Below are 16,801 nucleotides of genomic sequence, written 5' to 3'. Positions count from 1 at the left end.
TCGCGCGGCCCTCTTTTTTGGCAGACCGGAATGAACGCACCACAGCTGCAACACGCGATCCATCTCATCGAACAAGGCAACGCGGAAACGGCCGCCGAGCTGTGCCGGCAGGCACTGATCGCCACGCCACACGATCCCGGCTGGCACACGCTGCTGGCGATGGCGCTGCAACAAGGCGGCGACGTGGCCGGAGCGGCCGCGCACTACCGCACCCTGACCCACCTGCAGCCGCAGGAGTCGGCGCACTGGGCCAATCTGGGCATGACGCTGCGCACCCTGGGCGAGCATGCCGACGCCGACCAGGCCTACCACCAGGCCCTCGCCCTGGCGCCGCAGACCTATCACTATCTCGTCGACCATGGCCTGCTGTTGCTGGACATGGGCGACATCGCGCGCGCGCGACACCGACTGCTCGACGCGGTCGACCTGGATCCGGCGCAACCGGAAGCGCGCATCCATGCCGCCATCGCCTGCTTCGAGTGCGGCGATGCGCAACGCGCCGCCGCCCTGCTCCCACCACCCGCCGTGTGGCCGCACCTGCCCGACGACCTGCGCGAGGACCTTGCAGGTGCACTGATCCAGGTCGGCAGAACCGACGAAGCCGAGGCATTGCTGTCGCAGACGCAGCACAGTCAGGCGCCGTCGCTCTCCAACCTGATCCGCCTGGCGCAATTGCACGAGCGCACCAATCGCATCGCCCAGGCCGAGGCGCTGTGGCAGCAGGCGCGCGCCATCGCCGTGCAGGACGACAGGCAGACCCGCATCGACCTGCTGCAACTGCAGTCGGCGCTGGCGCTGCGCCGCAAGGACTACGCCGCGGCACGCGGCGCCAACACCGAACTGCTGGCCCTGCGGCCGCAGGTGCAGATCGAGGCCAACGCCTATTTTGCGCTGGCCGGCATCGACGACAAGCAAGGCGAGCCTGCCGCGGCGATGGCCATGCTGGAGAAGGCGCACGCCCTGCAGTTCAAGCTCGCCGCAGAGACCATGCCGGACATCGCCCACTCCGGCGAAGAGCCGCTGCAGATCTCCAGCCTGTGGCTGAAGACTCCGTTCGCGGTGGACCCGCACGCCACGGCGCCGGACAGCGACGCGTCGCCGGTGTTCATCGTCGGCTTTCCCCGCTCGGGCACGACCATGCTGGAGCAGATGCTCGATGCGCATCCGCGCTATGCGTCGATGGACGAGCGCGCGATCCTGCAGCGCTGCATCGAATGGATGGAAGCGCAGGGCAAGCGCTACCCGTATGACCTGGACGCGCTGGACCAGACCCAGGTCGCGGCGATGCGCCAGGTGTACTGGGCGGAAGTCGCCAAGGTCGTGGCCCTGGCCCCAGGCCAGCAACTGGTCGACAAGAATCCGCTCAACATGTTGCGCCTGCCGGTGATCATGCGCATGTTCCCCGACGCGAAGATCATCCTGGCCCTACGCCATCCCTGCGATGTGCTGTTGAGCTGCTACATGCAGAATTTCCGCTCGCCGGCCTTCATGGTGCTGTGCTCCACGCTCGAGCGCCTGGCCAGGAGCTACGTGAACGCGATGCGCTTCTGGATCCACCATCAGGCGCTGCTGCAGCCGCAGTTGCTGATCCTCAAGTACGAGGAAACGGTGCGCGATTTCCCCACGCAAGTGCAACGCATCGGCGACTTCCTGGGCATCGACCAGGCCGGATTCCTGGCCGATTTCGCGCAGCATGCCGCACGCAAGGGCTACATCAGCACCCCCAGCTACGCGCAAGTGGTGGAGCCGGTGAACCAGCGCGCCGTGGGTCGCTGGCATCCCTACGCACCCTGGCTGGCCGACGCGCTGCCTATCCTGCAGCCGGTGGCCGCGCACTGGGGCTACGACCTGGATGCGCCGACCCCATGAAAGCGCTGAGCGACTACATCCGCACCTACGACGACGCCCTGCCCGCCGCGTTCTGCCAACAGTTGATCGACGGGTTCGAATCTTCCCGCGCGCATCACCTGCGCAACGGCAGCAATACGCATGCGGCGCTGGGCGAGAGCAACTGGACCGAACTGGACGTCGGCAAGCTGGCCGACCCGGCCTTCCTGGGCTTCTTCCTGGACCGGATCGAACACTACCTGGCCCGCTACAACCAGGCACTGGGCCTGACTCTGCCCATTCCGTACCGGCCGACCATCGACCGACTTATCCTGAAGAAGTACCAGGTGGGTGGCACCGATCGCTTCCAGCCGCATTTCGACTCGGTCGACGCGGTCTCGGAACGCTACATGGTGTTCCTGTGGTATCTCAACGACGTCAGCGAAGGGGGGACCACCCGTTTCTGCGACCTCGACGTGGAAACCGCGCCCCGCGCCGGCAGGTTGCTGATGTTCCCTCCTTACTGGATGTACCAGCACGTCGGCGAGCCGCCGGTGTCCAACGACAAGTACATCCTGTCGACCTACCTGATGTTCAAGCGCTGAGCGTCGCCGCGAACTGCAGGGCGCAGGTCGCGGCAGGCGCGGCTCAGCCGCCGGCGCGTAGATTGAACGCGCCGATCGTCTCCACCAGTTGCCGCAGCGCCAGCGTCTCGGCCTCGTCCAGATCCGGGTGCCAGGTGTCCAGGATCGTCACCACCCGCACCCGGTCGCTGTGGTTCCAGGCCTGGTGCAGGCAGGTGTCGTTGAACGTGACCAGGCGACCGACCTCCCAGGCATGGGCGATACCGGCGACCTCGAGCGCGCAGTCCGGCGGCACGATCAAGGGCAAGTGGGTCACGACGCGCGCGTTGGTCACGCCGTAATGCGGCTTGATCGTGGTGCCGGGCGCCAGGATCGAGAACAACACTTCCGGCGCATGTCCCTCGATCCGGGTCAACGGCACCTGCGCCAACGCGGCTGCCGTGCGCGGGCAGCGCTGCAGGTTCTCCGGGTAGGCTTGCCCGTGCCGGAAGAAGAAATAGGCATCCCAGGCGCCGTCGCCCCGCTGGCCGACGAGATAGTCCTGCGGCGACGCGCCATTGCTGAAATCCAGGAACGGCTGCACCGACTGCCGCGACGCCAGGACCTGGTGCGCCTCTTCGACGATTCCGTCGGCGGCGTCCTGCAGTTGGTCGTACCAGGGGAACCGCGCGGCGCCCAGATAGGGCGACGGGTCCAGCTCCGGGATGTATAGGAAGGTCGGATGCTGGCCATCGTCCGCCGGGCGTGGCTGCAGCCCGAGATAAATGCGCAATGCCGCCATCACCCGGCGCAACGCGGCCTCGCCGAAGCGATCGAGCAATGGCTGGATCGCGGCGACGAACACGGCGTGCCGCCCCTGATCGATCCGCCGCATCGCAGCGACCACGCGCGCCCGCAATTCGGGCGCGGTCGTGTCCTGATCGAGCCAGCGTCCCTTGGCCTGTGCCGCGCGCACTGCGGCAAAGTACATCGGCAGCGCGTCGTCATGGCGCCCCAGCGCATCCAGGCTTTCGGCGTACCACAACCGCACCAGGAACGCGTCGGCGGCCAGCTGCAAGGCGTGTTCGAACGCCGGCAGCGCCTGCGCATGCTCGCCGAGCCGGGCCAGGCAGATCGCGCTCCGGCTCCATGCCTCCGCACTGGATTCGGCGGCGGCCACCAGCGTCCAGGCCTGGGCCGCGCGCGCGAACGCACCGCTGTCCATCAGCAGCAGCGCATGCGCGCGGCGCAGCGCCAGATCGGCAGGCGCTGCGTCCAGGGCACGCTCGCACAGCGCATCTGCGGCGCGGTAGTCGCCCTCGGCCACGTGCCGCTGCACGGCTTCCAGCGCGTCGGCAGCCGGCACCTGCGCCATCAGCCGGGAATCAAGGTCACGATGACGTGTTCGACGTAGGCTTCGAAGTCCTCGCGCGCCTGCTTGGGCTGGTGCAATTGCAGCGAAAGCTGCAGGAAGCCGACGTAGGCGGCATAGGCCAGGCGTGCGCGATGTTGCGCATCGGTCCGGCTGAGCCCGGCCTGGCGGAACGAGGCAATCAGATACTCCATGCGCCGCTGCGAGACCCGGTCGATCACCGGCCGCACCGCGGGATGATCGAGCGCCTTCAGCAACTCGCTGTAGATGATGTGCGGCTTGACCTCGTGCGCGACCAGTTGGAACAGCGCGCGCAGCCGCGTGCGCGGATCCGGCACCTCTTCCAGGCTGCCGAACACCTGCTGCTGCTCGACCAGTTCCCAGCGCTCCAGCGCGGCCTGCAGCAGCGCATCGCGCGAGGGGAAGTGCCAGTAGAAGCTGCCCTTGGTGACGCCCAGGCGCCGCGCCAGCGGCTCCACCGCCACCGCGCTGACGCCCTGTTCGGCGATCAGGTCCAGGGCGGCCTGCGCCCAGTCTTCGGCACTGAGCCGGTTGTTGCGGCCACCGCCGGAAGCGGCGCCGTCGTCGGAGGAAGGAGCGGGCGCGGTATTCATCCGTGGATTTAACCATACGGGGACGTCGGTTGCAGTATGTGGCCTTCACGAGGGCGGCGCAAATGCCCGGCAGCATTGGCTTTTCGCACCCATACTGCATCGTATTGACATGCCGCGCAGAGCAACCATACTATCTCGTATGGTCTCCGCTTCCGCCACCGTCCCGCATGCCGCCTCGGCTACCCTCTCGGGTGCCGGCGAGCTGGCGCTGGCCGCGACCGTCACCGGTCCCGGCGAAGCGGGATCGGTGCTGTTCGCGCATGGCTTCGGCCAGACCCGGCATGCCTGGTCGGCGACCGCCGCGGCGCTGCAAGCGCATGGGTACCGTAGCGTCGCCTACGACGCGCGCGGCCATGGCGATTCGGCGCGCAACCCGGCGGACCTGCCCTATCGCGGCGAGCAATTCACCGACGACCTGATCGTGGTCGCCGGCGAGATGTCGCCGCCACCGGTGCTGGTCGCCGCCTCGATGGGCGGGCTGTTCGGGCTGATCGCCGAATCGCGCTGGCCGGGCCTGTTCCGCGCGATGGTGCTGGTGGACATCACCCCGCGCTGGCAGCCGGCCGGGGTCGAACGCATCCTCGCCTTCATGACCGCGCATCCGCAGGGCTTCGCCAGCCTGCACGAGGCCGGCGACGCGATCGCCGCCTACCTGCCGCAGCGCGCGCGCAAGTCGCCCGAAGCGCTGCGCAGCGTCCTGCGGCAACACGCCGACGGCCGCTGGTACTGGCACTGGGACCCGCGCCTGGTTGAAGAACTGGCGCGCGACAGCGACCAGCACCAGGGCGCGATCGCGCAGGCCGCCGCACACGTGCAGTGCCCGCTGCTGCTGATCAGCGGCGGCCGCAGCGATCTGGTCACGCCGCAGACCATCGAAGAGTTCCTGTCGCTGGTGCCGCATGCGCAGCATGCGCATCTGCCCGAGGCCACGCATATGCTGGCCGGCGACGACAACGCCGCATTTACCGCCACTGTGTTGCACTACCTGGACGCCCTGCCACCGGCCTGCGCCGGCGCATCGTCCGCCGTCACCGAGTACCTCCCCGGAGCACGCCCATGAGCATCATTGCCCCCTTCCTCGTGTTGTTGCTGGCCGGCGCGTTCGCCGCCTATCACCGCATGCGGCTCGCCGTCTGGGCCGCGTTGAGCGCCACGCTGCTGGTCGCGTGCTGGCTGCTCGGCGCCAACCACGTCGCCACCATCGTCGCGGCCGTCGTGCTGGCGGTGGTCGCGATGCCGCTGCTGTTGCCGTTCGTGCGCAAGCCGCTGCTCACCGCGCCGATGCTGAAGGTGTTCCGCAAGGTGCTGCCGCCGCTGTCGCAGACCGAGCGCATTGCTCTGGAAACCGGCTCGGTCGGCTTCGAAGGCGAGCTGTTCACCGGCGACCCGGACTGGCAGAAGCTGCTGAACTATCCCAAGCCGCAGCTGACCGCCGAAGAGCAGGCCTTCCTCGATGGCCCGGTCGAAGAACTGTGCCGGATGACCAACGACTGGGAAATCACCCACGTCCACGCCGACCTGCCGCCGGAGATCTGGAGCTTCATCAAGAAGAACAAGTTCTTCGGCATGATCATTCCGAAGGAATACGGCGGTTTGGGCTTCTCCGCGCTGGCCCACCACAAGGTGATCCAGAAGATCGCCTCGGTCTCCAGCGTGGTCAGTTCCACCGTCGGCGTGCCCAACTCGCTGGGCCCGGGCGAACTGCTGCTGCATTACGGCTCCAAGGAGCAGAAGGACTACTACCTGCCGCGTCTGGCGGTGGGCCAGGAAGTGCCCTGCTTCGGCCTGACCGGTCCGTTCGCCGGCTCCGATGCCACCTCGATCCCCGACTACGGCATCGTCTGCAAGGGCGAGTGGAACGGCGCCAACGTGCTCGGCGTCAAGCTGACCTTCGACAAGCGCTACATCACCCTGGCCCCGGTGGCGACCCTGGTCGGCCTGGCGTTCCGCATGTACGACCCGGAAGGCCTGATCGGCGACACCAAGGACATCGGCATCACCCTGGCGCTGCTGCCGCGCGAGACCCCGGGGGTCGAGATCGGCCGCCGCCACTTCCCGCTGAACTCGCCGTTCCAGAACGGCCCGATCCACGGCCGCGAGGTGTTCATCCCGCTGAGCCAGCTGATCGGCGGCGTGGAGATGGTCGGCAAGGGCTGGAACATGCTCAACGAGTGCCTGGCCGTCGGCCGCTCGATCACCCTGCCCTCCACCGCCAGCGGCGGCGCCAAGTTCGGCGCGGTCGTCACCGGCGCGTATGCGCGCATCCGCAAGCAGTTCGGCCTGTCGGTCGGCCGCTTCGAAGGCGTGGAAGAGGCGCTGGCGCGGATCGGCGGCAAGGCCTATGCGATCAGCGCGCTGTCGCAGGCCACCGCCGCGGCGGTGGACCGCGGCGACGTGCCGTCGGTGCCGTCGGCGATCGCCAAGTACCACTGCACCACGATGAGCCGCGAGGTCATCAGCGACGTGATGGACGTGGTCGGCGGCAAGGGCATCATCCTCGGCCCGCGCAACTTCGCCGGCCGCAGTTGGCAGGCCGCGCCGATCGCGATCACCGTGGAAGGCGCCAACATCATGACCCGCAGCCTGCTGATCTTCGGCCAGGGCGCGATCCTGTGCCATCCGTGGGTGATGAAGGAGATGAAGGCCGCCGGCAATCCGGATCACAAGGCCGGCGTCGACGAGTTCGACCGCAACCTGTTCGGCCACATCGGCTTCGCCATCTCCAACGCGGTGCGTTCGCTGTGGTTCGGCCTGACCGCCGCACGCATCGGCGCCGCGCCGGGCGATGCCTACACCCGCCGCTACTTCCGCAAGCTAGACCGCTACTCGGCGAACCTGGCGCTGATGGCCGACGTGTCGATGCTGATGCTCGGCGGCAAGCTGAAGTTCAAGGAGTCGCTGTCCGGACGCCTGGGCGACGTGCTGAGCCACATCTACATGACCAGCGCCATGCTCAAGCGCTACCACGACGACGGCGCGCCGGCCACCGACCAGCCGCTGCTGGCCTGGGCCTTCCACGACAGCGTGCACAAGATCGAGCTGGCGCTGTCGGCGGCGCTGCGCAACTTCCCGATCCGTCCGGTCGGTTGGCTGATGTGGGCGCTGATCTTCCCGTGGGGCCGCCGTGCCGAGGCGCCGGGCGACCGCCTGGGCCACCGCGTCGCCGCGCTGCTGATGACGCCGAACGAAGCCCGCGATCGCCTGGGCCAGGGCGTATTCCTGACCCCGTGCGAGAACAACCCCGGCGGCCGCATCGCCAGCTACCTGACCAAGGCGGTGCTGGCCGAGCCGGTGGAGCGCAAGTTCCTGAAGGCGCTCAAGAGCAAGGGCATCGAATCGCTGGACTTCGCCTCGCAGCTGGACGAGGCGGTGCGCCAAGGCGTGCTGTCGGCCGATGAGCGCCGTCAGCTGGAGGAGCTGCGCGAGATCACCATGGACACGATCAGCGTCGACGACTTCGACACCGACGAACTGCGCTCGGCGAGCTACTACCAGCGTGCCGCAGCGGCGGCCGACGACGGGCATTCGCGCGAAGCGGCCTGATCGTCCTGGCCATGCGACACCCACGACGGCGGACTTCGGTCCGCCGTCGTGCGTTCGGGGGAACTGCAATGAGCCAACTGCTCTCGCTCTACCGCCGCATGCAAGGCTGGCCCGGGGGATCCTGGCTGTTCTCGCGTGCGGTGTGCTTCAAGGCGCCTTATTTCGCCAGCATCGCCCCGCATATCACCCTCCTGGAGCCGGGCCGCTGCGAGGCGCGCATCGCGCACCGGCGGCGGGTCAGCAACCACATCGGCACGGTACACGCGATCGCGCTGTGCAACCTGGCGGAACTGGCCGGTGGAGTGATGGTCGACGCCAGCCTGCCGCCGTCGATGCGCTGGATCCCCAAGGGCATGCAGGTGGAATACCGCAGCAAGGCGCTCGGCCCGATGCATGCGGTGGCCACGCCGGACGTGGCGATCGTCGCCGCCGAGCGGGGTTACGACCTGCCGGTCAGCGTGGAGATCCGCGATACGCACGAGCACGTGGTGTGCTTCGCGCGCATCGCCATGTGGGTGTCGCCACGCGTGCCGGCCACGGCCTCGCCCTGATCGCAGCGTCGCGTGCGCGGTGCGCGGCTCAGTACGCCAGCAGCACGGCCGCGATCGCCAGCGCTGCCGGCAGCGCCTGCACGAACACGATGCGGCGGCTGACGCTCCAGCCGCCGTACAGGCCGGCCACAACCACGCAGCCGAGGAAGAACAGCATCACGTCGACCCGCTGCGCGACCAGGCCCCAGGCCAGGCCGGCGGCGAGGAAGCCGTTGTAGAGCCCCTGGTTGGCCGCCAGCACGCGCGTGGCCTGCGCCTTCTCCGGCGAATTGCGGAACACCTTCATGCCCAGCGGACGCGTCCACAGGACCATTTCCAGCACCAGGATGTAGACGTGCAGCAGCGCGACCGCGCCGACCAGGATCGAAGCCACCAGGATCATCGTGCTATCCGGCACAGGAGACAGGGCGTCAGCATAGCCAGCGGCCCGATGGGCGGCCAGTCCCCCGCCACGCGGCGCCGGCTCAGCGCGTTGGCGGCGTGCGTTCCGGCGGCAGCTTGGCCGCCTCGCGCAGCAGCCGCCACGCGCCCAGGGTCATGCCGGAGGCGGCCAGCAGGCCCGCGACGAACACCACCTGCGAGCCGAACCCCGACAGCAGCTTGTACAACCACGCGAAGCTGAGGTCGCTGCCACGGTAGATCACCGTATCGATCGCCGCGCCGGCCTTGTAGCGCCATTCGCGGCCGACCCGGGTGTACAGGGTCTCGCGGGCCGGCTTGGCCAGGGAGAACTCGCCGGCGCGGGTCACCACCTGCACCACCGCCACCAGCATCGGCAGCGGCGACACCGCCAGCACCGAATAGCCGAGCAGGATCGCGCAGCCGGGAATCAGCAGCGCCGGTCCGATGCCGAAGCGCGACAGCAGCGCGCGGGTGACCAGCAACTGCAGCACCAGGGTCACCGCGTTCACTGCCAGGTCGATGTTCGCGTAGAAGGCGGTACTGGCCGCCGCGTCGGTGTACAGGCGGCGCACGATCGCCGCCTGTTCGTTGTACAGCAGGGTGCCCACACCCACGCCGAACACCGACATCAGCGCCAGCCAGCGCAGCAGCGGCTCGCGCGCGATCAGCTTCAGCCCGGCCAGCACGTCGCCACCCATCGGCGCCTCGCCGCCGACCACGCCACGCTCGCGTTCGCGGGCGACCGCCCACAGCCGCAGGCGCAGCAGGCACACCACGCTGACCACCAGGAAGCCGGCCGACACCAGCATCAGGTTGGCGATGCCGATGCGCTCGACCAGGCTGCTGGCGATCACCGGCCCCAGGAACGCGCCGAGCGTGCCGGCGGCGCCGATGTAGCCGTAGCAGGCGCGCGCTTCGGCGTTGCTGAAGACATCGGCCATGAAGCTCCAGAACACCGCTACCGCGAACAGGTTGAACACCGAGATCCACAGGAAGAAGGCCATGCCGCGCCCGGGCACGCCGCTGTCGAACAGCACGTAGAACAGCAGCAGCGTGGCGATGAAGAAGCCGTACACCACCGGCAGGAACACCCGCCGCGGATAGCGGCTGACCAGCGCGCCGTAGATCGGCTGCAGCAGCAGCATGATCAGGAAGGTGCAGGTGAACAGCACCTGCAGCGCGAATTCCTTCAGCGGCATGCCGTGCGCCGCGAAGAACGCGATCATTGCCGGCGGGAACACCGCGGCCACGTCGGCGGAGGCGCCCATCGCCTCGCGCACCGGCCGCAGCACGTAGTAGCCGCTGAGCAGCGAGAAGAAGTACAGGAATGCCCACGCCAGCGGCGGCGAATCGCGCAGGGCACCGCGCAGCCGCGCCAGCGCACCGGGGGCATGCGGGGCGGCGCTCATTGGCGGCGGACCCTGGCGCAGGAACGGGACATGGCGATTTTCGGGGGCGGAAAACGCGCACGGTAGCTGATGCACCGCAACACCGCCAGCGCGTGCGCAATCCACCGCCCGCGCCGTACGCGCATCGCGCGCGGCGAACGGCCGCGCCGAGCATATGCTCTATCCTCGGCGACTAGCGTCGGCGCCAGGAACTCAGGGGACACCGCGGGTGTACGACTACATCATCATCGGCGCAGGCTCGGCCGGCTGCGTGCTCGCCAACCGCCTGAGCGAGGACCGCGACTGCAAGGTGCTGCTGATCGAGGCCGGGCCGCGCGACCGCAATCCCTTCATCCACATGCCCGCGGGCCTGGCGCGCCTGGCCAGCAACCGCCGCATCAACTGGAACTACCTGACCGAGGCCGAGCCGGCCTTGAACGACCGCCGCCTGTGGTGGCCGCGCGGCAAGGTGCTGGGCGGCTCCAGCTCGATCAACGCGATGTGCTACGTGCGCGGCGTGCCCGCCGACTACGACGACTGGTCGGCCGACGGCGCCGACGGCTGGGACTGGCGCGGCGTGCTGCCGTACTTCCGCCGCAGCGAATGCAACAGCCGCGGCGGCGATGCGCTGCATGGCGGCGACGGCCCGCTGCACGTCTCCGACCTGCGCTACCACAACCCGCTCTCGGACGTGTTCGTGGCCGCCGCGCAGGAAGCGGGCTTCCCGCACAATCCCGATTTCAACGGCCCGCAGCAGCAAGGCGCGGGCCTGTACCAGGTCACCCAGAAGGACGGCGCACGCTGCTCGGCCGCAGTCGCCTACCTGGCGCCGGCGCGGGCGCGGGACAACCTGCAGGTGGTCACCGACGCGCTGGTGCTGCGCCTGCTGATCGAAGGTGGACGCGTGGTCGGCGTCGCCTATGCGCAGGACGGCCGCGAGGTGCAGGCGCGCGCCGCGCGCGAAGTGCTGCTCAGCGCCGGCGCGGTGAACTCGCCGCAGCTGCTGATGCTCTCGGGCATCGGCCCGGCCGATGCGCTGCGCCGCCACGGCATCGCGGTGCAGCTGGACCAACCGCAGGTCGGCGCCAACCTGCAGGATCACCTGGACGTGTGCACGCTGTACCGCACCCGCCCGGGGATCAGCTACGACCGTCGCAACCAGGCCAAGATCGCCTTCGACTATTTCCTGCGTGGGCACCGCGGCGCCGGCAGCAGCAACATCGCCGAGGCCGGCGGCTTCATCCGCTCGCCATTCGCGCCGGACGCGCGCGCCGACATCCAGTTGCACTTCGTGCCGGCCATGCTCGACGACCACGGCCGCAACCGCCTGCCCGGCGACGGCTTCACCCTGCACGCCTGCCACCTGCAGCCGCGCAGCCGCGGCCGCATCGCGCTCAACGACGCCGACCCGCGCACGCCGGCGCGGATCCAGGCCAACTATCTGAGCGATCCCGACGGCTTCGACCTGCGCATGCTGGTGGAATGCGCGCGCCTGGCGCGGCACATCCTGCAGCAGCCGGCGTTCGATGCATGGCGCGGCGCGCCGCTGCTGCCGGCGCGGGAGGACCTGGACGAGGCCGGGCTGATCGCCTTCATCCGCGCCAAGGCCGAAACCATCTATCACCCGATCGGCACCTGCCGGATGGGCAGCGACGCGCAGGCAGTGGTCGACCCGCAGCTGCGCCTGCGCGGTCTCGACGGCCTGCGCGTGGTCGACGCCTCGGTGATGCCGCGCCTGGTCAGCGGCAACACCAACGGCCCGACGATGATGATCGCTGAGCGTGCTGCGGATCTGATCCGTGGGCGGGCTGTGCTGCGGGAGGGGTGAGGCGGCGGCTGCGGGGGATGCACGACGCTGCGCGGAGGGGGGCGAGCGCACGAGTATCGCGGCGGTAGATCCGCTGCTGCGTGACCGACCCTCACCCCAACCCCTCTCCCGGGGGGAGAGGGGCTGAAGCGGGGCTTGCGCGGCACGGCGATTGCATGTCCGTGGGCATCCGCCGCAGTCCCCGCCACCGCTCCGCCGGCAGGCCTGCACCCCCCGTCCGAGGCGGGAAATCCCCAGCAGGATCAAGGCGATGCCTATTCATCTTCTCCCAGTTTGTGCATTCGAGAAATCCGGCGCTAGAATCGTGGCCGGCAGCACCTCACAGGCCTCAGGCGCAATGACACAGAACAGCAGGCACCGGCTCCTTCGACCGGTGGCAACCGGGTTGCTCGGGGCATTGCTGCCCTTTGCGATGTCCTCCACCGCACAGACGCCGGCGCCCGCACAACCGCTGCCGCCGCCGCTGCACACCGAAGCCACGCGCTACACCTCGCCGACCCAGCCGCTGCCCTACCGCGCTTCGCTCACCCAGAGCCAGGTGCTGCCGCTGGCCAAGGACTTCGATGTCGCCGCGCTGGAGTCGGTGGCCGAACAGTTGACCTATGGCGAGCGCGTGCCCGGCCTGGCGATGGCCATCGTGCACAACGGCCAGGTGCTCAGCGCGCGCGGCTACGGCGTCACCGACGTCAACCGCCCCGAGCAGGTCGATGCGCACACCGTGTTCCGCCTGGCCTCGCTGTCCAAGGCGTTCGCCGGCACCATGGCCGGCCTGCTGGTCAACGACGGCACCCTGCGCTGGGACAGCAAGGTCGTCGACTACGTGCCCGGCTTCCAGCTCAGCGACCCGGTCGCCACGCGCCAGTTGAACGTCGCCGACCTGCTCAGCCACCGCGTCGGCCTCACCTACAACGCCTACGACCGCGACGTCGAATCCAACATCGACTACTACACGCTCAGCCACAAGCTGGCCTATGCGCCGCTGAAGTGCGCGCCGGGCGAGTGCTACGCCTACCAGAACGTCGCCTTCAGCCTGATCGGCGACGTGGTGTTCGCCGCGTCCGGCAGCTTCTACGAGCAGTCGGTGGAGCGGCGCATCTTCAAGCCACTGGGCATGAACGACGCCAGCATGGGCCTGGCCGGCATCCAGGCCAGCCCGCGCTGGGCGCGCCCGCACGTGCGCAGCCGCAACGGCTGGGTCTCGCTGACGCCCAAGCCGACCTACTACCGCCTGGCGCCGGCCGCCGGCGTCAACGCCAGCATCAGCGACATGGCGCAGTGGTTGATCGCGCAGACCGGGCATCGCCCGGACGTGTTGCCGGAGCCATTGCTGGCGACCCTGCACGCGCCGCTGATCCTCACCCCGGGCGAGATGCGCTCGGGCTGGCGCCGCGCGCGGGTCAACTCGGCCAGCTACGCGCTGGGTTGGCGCGTGTTCGACTACTCCGGCCACCAGGTGATCTTCCATGCCGGCGCGGTGCAGGGCTACCGCGGCCTGATCGCGCTGGTGCCGGAACGCGACCTCGGCGTGGCCATCCTGTGGAACGGCGAAAGCGGCCTGCCCTCGGGCCTGCTGCCAACCGTGCTCGACCGCGCCATCGGCCTGCCGGCGCAGCGCTGGCTGGACGTGGACACCGACTTCGGCAGCGACAACCTGATGGCCGAGCGTCCGGACCCGAAGGACAAGAAGGGCGCCTCCTCGTCCAAGTCGGTGGCCTCGCCGCACTGAGCGCGTCCTCCCGCAGCATCCTCGCAGAAGGCGGCGCAAGCCGCCTTTCTGCTGTCTGCAGCGCTGACTGCACCGCGTGTGCCCCTTCCCGGCTGGGACGCGGTGCCGTTCCCGCAGCAACGACACGGCGTGGTCTCCGCCGCACTGACCGCGCGCTCGCGCAGCATCCTCGCGAACGAGCGCGCGAACCGCCTCTCTGCTGTCTACAGCGCTGACCTGCGCCGCGTGCGCCCTTTTTCCCGACACGGGGACGCAGCCCTGTCCCGGCTGCGGCGATGCGCTGGCACGAGCGCGTCACAAAAGTGTGGCCGCAACGCCGACGTCGTGCCTGGACGAACGATCTGCGACTGCGTCGCCCCAGCGGCAGCAGGCGCTCGGAGCGCCCGCGTACGGCCGCGGTGAGGGTGGTGGCGCACCGCCGCTTCCAAGATCGCGCACAGGGCACACGCCGCGCCCTCTCGGCATTGTTCGCGATCCGGCATCTGGTGTCGCTGCACCCCGCATCGCCGCAGGCTGCCGTTGGCGTGCTGGCAACCCGGTGCACCATCGCCGACGTGCGCTGGGCAGCACGCGAGGCGCGACTGCAGGACACCTGCGATAACGACCGACGAGAAGCATCCTGCGGAAGTCGACTGTCGTGCAACCGCGACGCGCGAAGTGGTGGGTGCTTTCCGATGGCCCAATGCGTCGGGACTGAAGGCCCTCCCACAGCCACCCGGCGAGCTCGCAAGCCACTGTGGAAGTCGCTTCAGCAGCGACGGGCATTCCAGACAAAGCCCGTCGTGGCTGAATCCGCTCCCACAGGGGCTTGCGACGAACCTACCGGGTGCACTGTGGGAGGGACTTCAGTCCCGACGACGGAGGGTGTCGGCCGGCTTTCGGCTTCGCCTGTCGCGGCTGCACCACAGTCGACTCCCACGGGACAGACTGCATCCGGCCTGAGTGTGGCGAAAGCAGGCGGCCGGAGACTCCCCTCATTCCACGGATACGCGGGGAAAGCCCGTGATGCGGAGTGGAGGCGGGCAAGGCGCGCTGACGCGCTGCAAGTGCGCACGCAACGCCTTGGCTGGGTCGGCGAATGCCAGGCGCTCTGGCTGCTGTGGCAGCCCCGATCCCGACGGTCGGTCGATCCACGCCAGGGGCGATCATTGCGCGCGATATGACGGCCTTTGCTGCCGCCTACCGTCGTGTCGTTGCCGGCGTAGCTGTCGCGTAAATGCACGCCGACGATAACTGCCCGCGCCTCCCTCCCGGTACTCGCGTGTCTGCCCAGGCCGCACGTGCATGCCAGGGAGATCAGGTGGATGCGTTGCCCTGCCCGCAGGCGCCGACCGTGGCACGGAGACGACGCGGCTTGCCGCGTCCGTTTTCGATGCGACAGGCACAGGCGCGATGTCCACGTCGCAGCCTGGCAAGCAAGGCACAGGGAACGGCCAGCGTGGATCGAGAAGACGGACGCTGCGGGGATCGTCGGACGGAGGCACCACGGAGGTACTCTCGGGTCGGGACTGAAGTCCCTCCCACAACCGGGACTGCGAGCGCGCGCGGCAGGATGCCGCACATAAAAAACTCCCTCCCCGCTGGGCACCGGGGAGAGAGTCTAGGAACAGCGATCGGGATGGATCAGATCAGCGGCGCGGGCGTGGCCGGCAGCGCGACCGGAGCGGCCTTCTTCTTGCGAGCGGCCGGCTTCTTCTTCGCCACGGTCTTCTTGGCGGTGGCCTTCTTCGCAGTTGCCTTCTTCGCGGCCGGCTTCTTGGCAGCCGACTTCTTCACCGTCTTCTTGGCAGCGGTCTTCTTGGTCGCAGCCTTCTTCGCGGTCTTCTTCACCGCCTTCTTGGCGACGGCCTTCTTCGCGGTCTTCTTGGTGGCGGCCTTCTTCGCCGTCTTCTTCACTGCCTTCTTGGCAACGGCCTTCTTGACCGCCTTCTTCACCTTGGCGACCTTCTTGGCCACCTTCTTGGCGACCTTCTTGACCGCCTTCTTTACCGAAACCTTCTTCGCTGCCGGCTTCTTGGCGGCAGTCTTCTTGACCGCCTTCTTAGCGGCCGGCTTTTTCGCAGCTTTTTTCGTCGCCATGGGATGGCTCCTCGTCAGTGAACTATGGATTGAAAATGCCCAGTTAAAGCAACCTCGCGGCGATGCTCCGCCTGCGGGAACCGCCGGCGCGCGCTGCGGGCCGGATCGGATACAGAAACACCCGTACCGGATAGCGATACGGGTGCGATGCCAGGGGAGACGTTGCGTTTCTCGGAGGGAAGCGACTCCAACTCCACCATCTTCGGGTTCCTGGCGGATGTCCAAGTTGTGCTTCGCGTTTTGATGTCGATCCGATTCACTCGCTTGCGCAGCAACGTCTGCTGGGCGAAACCTAATCACGGTTTTTTTTACTGTCAACACTTCTACGCAATTTTTTTTTCGATGGCGCGCGCGCCACCGACGCCGCATGCCGCACTGGCCGCCTTGCCGACGCCGCCGATCGCCGACGCCGACGCCGCGAGGAAAACGTCGCATGCAAAAAAAGCAGGGAAATTTCCGTGTTTTCTGCAACGGCACGCTGCCGCGATCGCGTTGCGAGCAGGCAGCGGCGAAGCGTCGGCGGGAACCGCGGCGATGCACGCCAGCCTGTCCGCTAGCTGAAAAAAAATTTCGCGACCGCACGCGGTTCCGGCATCGCACAAGTGCAAATGCGCAAAAGTGCGCAAACTTTTTTGCGTCGTGCGGCGCTCACGACGCGCGCGATGCATGCGTGCCGCGTCGCCGGGTCGTGCCACATCGCGCCACCGCGACACGACCTGCACGCACGTCGCCGACACACCGCGACGCGCACGACTGCCCTCGCCCACCTCCATGCCAAGTCGCCAACGCGTCCTCCGGCGATGTCGTTGCACGGTCGTGTCGACCGACGCAGCTCGCAGAGGTGATCGACTGGCGCCGGCACGCACCGCGCCGTCATGCATCGGCGAAGCGAGCAGCGCGCACCGCAT

The 16,801-nt window shown here is 68.5% G+C and carries 13 protein-coding genes; 7 read left to right on the top strand and 6 right to left on the bottom strand.

Annotation, left to right across the window (positions count from 1 at the left end; all coding sequences use genetic code 11):
* The first annotated feature begins 30 nt into the window (after positions 1 to 30).
* The gene (locus tag RAB70_RS09945) at positions 31 to 1,869 is read left to right on the top strand and encodes a tetratricopeptide repeat-containing sulfotransferase family protein (RefSeq protein WP_148827642.1); all 1,839 of its coding nucleotides are present in this window, start codon (positions 31 to 33) and stop codon (positions 1,867 to 1,869) included.
* A complete protein-coding gene (locus tag RAB70_RS09940; RefSeq protein ID WP_148827641.1) occupies positions 1,866 to 2,432 on the top strand; it encodes a 2OG-Fe(II) oxygenase in 567 nt (188 codons plus the stop codon). Before RAB70_RS09945 ends, RAB70_RS09940 begins: the two co-directional genes overlap by 4 nt.
* A gap of 43 nt (positions 2,433 to 2,475) precedes the next feature.
* On the opposite strand, the gene RAB70_RS09935 is transcribed toward RAB70_RS09940, so the two are convergent.
* Both RAB70_RS09935 and RAB70_RS09930 read right to left on the bottom strand, forming a co-directional pair.
* Positions 2,476 to 3,765, bottom strand: a complete 1,290-nt coding sequence (locus tag RAB70_RS09935) for an aspartyl/asparaginyl beta-hydroxylase domain-containing protein (protein ID WP_148827640.1) — start codon at positions 3,763 to 3,765, stop codon at positions 2,476 to 2,478.
* On the bottom strand, positions 3,765 to 4,376 hold the full coding sequence (locus RAB70_RS09930; protein WP_017910473.1) for a TetR/AcrR family transcriptional regulator: 612 nt from the start codon (positions 4,374 to 4,376) through the stop codon (positions 3,765 to 3,767). The genes RAB70_RS09935 and RAB70_RS09930 overlap by 1 nt, the downstream gene beginning before the upstream one ends.
* 139 nt (positions 4,377 to 4,515) lie before the next feature.
* On the opposite strand from RAB70_RS09930, the gene RAB70_RS09925 reads away from it, so the two are divergent.
* The 3 genes from RAB70_RS09925 to RAB70_RS09915 all read left to right on the top strand — a co-directional run bounded on the left by RAB70_RS09925 (position 4,516) and on the right by RAB70_RS09915 (position 8,470).
* Positions 4,516 to 5,436, top strand: coding sequence for an alpha/beta fold hydrolase (locus RAB70_RS09925; protein ID WP_148827639.1), 921 nt, complete (start codon positions 4,516 to 4,518; stop codon positions 5,434 to 5,436).
* On the top strand, positions 5,433 to 7,919 hold the full coding sequence (locus RAB70_RS09920; protein ID WP_017910471.1) for an acyl-CoA dehydrogenase: 2,487 nt from the start codon (positions 5,433 to 5,435) through the stop codon (positions 7,917 to 7,919). The genes RAB70_RS09925 and RAB70_RS09920 overlap by 4 nt, the downstream gene beginning before the upstream one ends.
* A 68-nt stretch (positions 7,920 to 7,987) precedes the next feature.
* Complete coding sequence (locus tag RAB70_RS09915; protein ID WP_148827638.1) at positions 7,988 to 8,470, top strand: hotdog fold domain-containing protein; 483 nt, start codon at positions 7,988 to 7,990, stop codon at positions 8,468 to 8,470.
* A gap of 28 nt (positions 8,471 to 8,498) precedes the next feature.
* On the opposite strand, the gene RAB70_RS09910 is transcribed toward RAB70_RS09915, so the two are convergent.
* Positions 8,499 to 8,852 carry a DUF1304 domain-containing protein gene (locus RAB70_RS09910; protein WP_148827637.1) on the bottom strand — a complete coding sequence of 118 codons (354 nt, stop codon included), beginning with the start codon at positions 8,850 to 8,852 and terminating at the stop codon, positions 8,499 to 8,501.
* Positions 8,853 to 8,934: 82 nt separating this feature from the next.
* Positions 8,935 to 10,281, bottom strand: coding sequence for an NTP/NDP exchange transporter (locus RAB70_RS09905; protein WP_148827636.1), 1,347 nt, complete (start codon positions 10,279 to 10,281; stop codon positions 8,935 to 8,937).
* A gap of 208 nt (positions 10,282 to 10,489) precedes the next feature.
* Here RAB70_RS09905 and RAB70_RS09900 point away from each other — a divergent pair, with 208 nt between their 5' ends.
* On the top strand, positions 10,490 to 12,088 hold the full coding sequence (locus RAB70_RS09900; RefSeq protein WP_148827635.1) for a GMC family oxidoreductase: 1,599 nt from the start codon (positions 10,490 to 10,492) through the stop codon (positions 12,086 to 12,088).
* 337 nt (positions 12,089 to 12,425) lie between these two features.
* Positions 12,426 to 13,814, top strand: coding sequence for a serine hydrolase (locus RAB70_RS09895; protein WP_026143743.1), 1,389 nt, complete (start codon positions 12,426 to 12,428; stop codon positions 13,812 to 13,814).
* A 1,623-nt stretch (positions 13,815 to 15,437) separates the two neighbouring features.
* Here RAB70_RS09895 and RAB70_RS09890 read toward each other — a convergent pair.
* Positions 15,438 to 15,893, bottom strand: a complete 456-nt coding sequence (locus RAB70_RS09890) for a hypothetical protein (protein ID WP_010344200.1) — start codon at positions 15,891 to 15,893, stop codon at positions 15,438 to 15,440.
* 323 nt (positions 15,894 to 16,216) lie between these two features.
* Positions 16,217 to 16,666 carry a hypothetical protein gene (locus tag RAB70_RS09885; RefSeq protein ID WP_148827634.1) on the bottom strand — a complete coding sequence of 150 codons (450 nt, stop codon included), beginning with the start codon at positions 16,664 to 16,666 and terminating at the stop codon, positions 16,217 to 16,219.
* Positions 16,667 to 16,801: the final 135 nt, after the last annotated feature.

It is taken from the genome of Xanthomonas sontii (assembly GCF_040529055.1).
Lineage (GTDB): Bacteria > Pseudomonadota > Gammaproteobacteria > Xanthomonadales > Xanthomonadaceae > Xanthomonas_A > Xanthomonas_A sontii.
This window is presented reverse-complemented; position numbering and strand designations above follow the sequence as displayed.

Excerpts from the sequence above, each read along its gene's own strand:
- RAB70_RS09945 (WP_148827642.1), top strand. The coding sequence starts at position 31 with ATGAACGCACCACAGCTGCAACACGCGATCCATCTCATCGAACAAGGC.
- RAB70_RS09940 (WP_148827641.1), top strand. The coding sequence starts at position 1,866 with ATGAAAGCGCTGAGCGACTACATCCGCACCTACGACGACGCCCTGCCC.
- RAB70_RS09935 (WP_148827640.1), bottom strand. The coding sequence starts at position 3,765 with ATGGCGCAGGTGCCGGCTGCCGACGCGCTGGAAGCCGTGCAGCGGCAC.
- RAB70_RS09930 (WP_017910473.1), bottom strand. The coding sequence starts at position 4,376 with ATGAATACCGCGCCCGCTCCTTCCTCCGACGACGGCGCCGCTTCCGGC.
- RAB70_RS09925 (WP_148827639.1), top strand. The coding sequence starts at position 4,516 with ATGGTCTCCGCTTCCGCCACCGTCCCGCATGCCGCCTCGGCTACCCTC.
- RAB70_RS09920 (WP_017910471.1), top strand. The coding sequence starts at position 5,433 with ATGAGCATCATTGCCCCCTTCCTCGTGTTGTTGCTGGCCGGCGCGTTC.
- RAB70_RS09915 (WP_148827638.1), top strand. The coding sequence starts at position 7,988 with ATGAGCCAACTGCTCTCGCTCTACCGCCGCATGCAAGGCTGGCCCGGG.
- RAB70_RS09910 (WP_148827637.1), bottom strand. The coding sequence starts at position 8,852 with ATGATCCTGGTGGCTTCGATCCTGGTCGGCGCGGTCGCGCTGCTGCAC.
- RAB70_RS09905 (WP_148827636.1), bottom strand. The coding sequence starts at position 10,281 with ATGAGCGCCGCCCCGCATGCCCCCGGTGCGCTGGCGCGGCTGCGCGGT.
- RAB70_RS09895 (WP_026143743.1), top strand. The coding sequence starts at position 12,426 with ATGACACAGAACAGCAGGCACCGGCTCCTTCGACCGGTGGCAACCGGG.
- RAB70_RS09890 (WP_010344200.1), bottom strand. The coding sequence starts at position 15,893 with ATGGCGACGAAAAAAGCTGCGAAAAAGCCGGCCGCTAAGAAGGCGGTC.
- RAB70_RS09885 (WP_148827634.1), bottom strand. The coding sequence starts at position 16,666 with ATGGAGGTGGGCGAGGGCAGTCGTGCGCGTCGCGGTGTGTCGGCGACG.